The organism is Nocardioides maradonensis (assembly GCF_054777115.1).
The window spans coordinates 1-1419 of sequence record NZ_BAAHAZ010000046.1; the positions used below are offsets into that span (position 1 = coordinate 1).

Annotated in this window: 2 protein-coding genes; one reads left to right on the top strand and one right to left on the bottom strand. The window is 62.2% G+C overall.

The window, feature by feature from the left end:
- Positions 1-296: 296 nt before the first annotated feature.
- Positions 297-542, top strand: a complete 246-nt coding sequence (locus ACYVAQ_RS23340) for a hypothetical protein (protein WP_460793009.1) — start codon at positions 297-299, stop codon at positions 540-542.
- A 571-nt stretch (positions 543-1113) separates the two neighbouring features.
- On the opposite strand, the gene ACYVAQ_RS23345 is transcribed toward ACYVAQ_RS23340, so the two are convergent.
- Positions 1114-1419, bottom strand: a 306-nt coding sequence (locus ACYVAQ_RS23345) for a hypothetical protein (protein WP_460793010.1), incomplete at its 5' end; no start/stop codon positions are given.

The following is a 1419-nucleotide window of genomic DNA, read 5'->3' on the forward strand; positions in this document are numbered from 1 at the left end:
TGAGGAGGTGACCGAGCCCGAACTCCAGGCCCTCACGGCCTGACCGACACGCCCAACCGAGGGATCAACCTCGTACACCACCCCAGCGGACTTGACCCGGTGGCGGGCACCGACGACGAGAACTCTCAGCAAGCCTAGCTGCGGGCCTCGCCGTCTCTCGTTGGCGGCAGCGCGTTACGACTTGCGGAGTTCTCGCCATCTAATGCAACTCCCGTTAGTTGCGCACCGATAAGTATCGTTATGACAAAACTGCAGGACCGAGCCGCACTCTCGAACGAGCGTTCTACATTCTTGCAGTGTCGCACAACCCGCCCAAGAACGACGCCTGGCCGCCGTACCAGGACGTGCGTTTCGTGCTCGTGCGCAACATCGGCCGCCTCCGCCCGAGCCGGGGCCTGGTGCTCGACTGGCGCAAGAAGGGTAGCGCCTGGAGCGCCTACGTCGTCTGGTTTGATGACGCGGCGCTGGAGCCTGTGACCAAGATGGAGTGGCTTTCAGCAGCCAGGCTCATGCCAGTCGAGATCGGCCCAAACTGGCGCTGACCCACGCACGTTCGGGGCGCCCCGCTCGGCGTCGCAGCAAGACTGGCGTCGCTGTAGACCCGCCCACGTCCACGACCGGGACGAACTCGGCGACGCGCTACACCACTATCGGGGACTCAACTCCCTCCGGTCCCAGGTAGACCAGTCCAACCCGCCCGAAGGTGACAGCACCGTCATTTCGGGCCACCGTCTGTGAACCATGGTTGCCGGGTCATATAGGCCAAGACCCGACGAATCGACGGCCTGTCAGTGTATTCGCGCAGCACAGTCAGGATCTCTGGCCAGTCCTCGCGGTGTGCGGCCTCCCAACCGACGACCGCCACGCAATACCCGAGCAATTTGTCGTCTCGGACCGTACTCCTACCGAGCATATCGAGCAGCATTACCACCTGTCTCGGGGTTCCGTCAGTGGCGATCTCGAAGATCCGCTCTCTCACCCAGTCTGTGAATATTTCACCCATTCTGCGGGGCACCGAAGATCCTGATTCGGTGGGCTCAACGTCAGATGTTACGGACATACCAGACAAGTAGTGCGCATAAACGGCGGCGAGCGCACGCAGTCGAATCTTACTCAGAAACACAGTATTACCAGTCCGATGACCACGATCGCGCCTAGAGCTGAGCCAGTGGCCACCTGCGCGGGGGTGAAATGAACCTGTTCGATTGCCCCCGCGATTCCCGCGACGACCTGCCACGCGGCATGGCCCATCTCTCTGACCATTTCAGGAATGGCGTTCCCTCCATCGCCACCGCCCCCGCAGCCGCACCGGTCATACTGCTTGTCCGGCCCCGAGAAGTTGGTCCACATCAAGTGAGAGAACTCGGCGTCGACCTGGTCGCTGGGCATGGTCGCGACTGGTCCACGTTCGATGGTGGT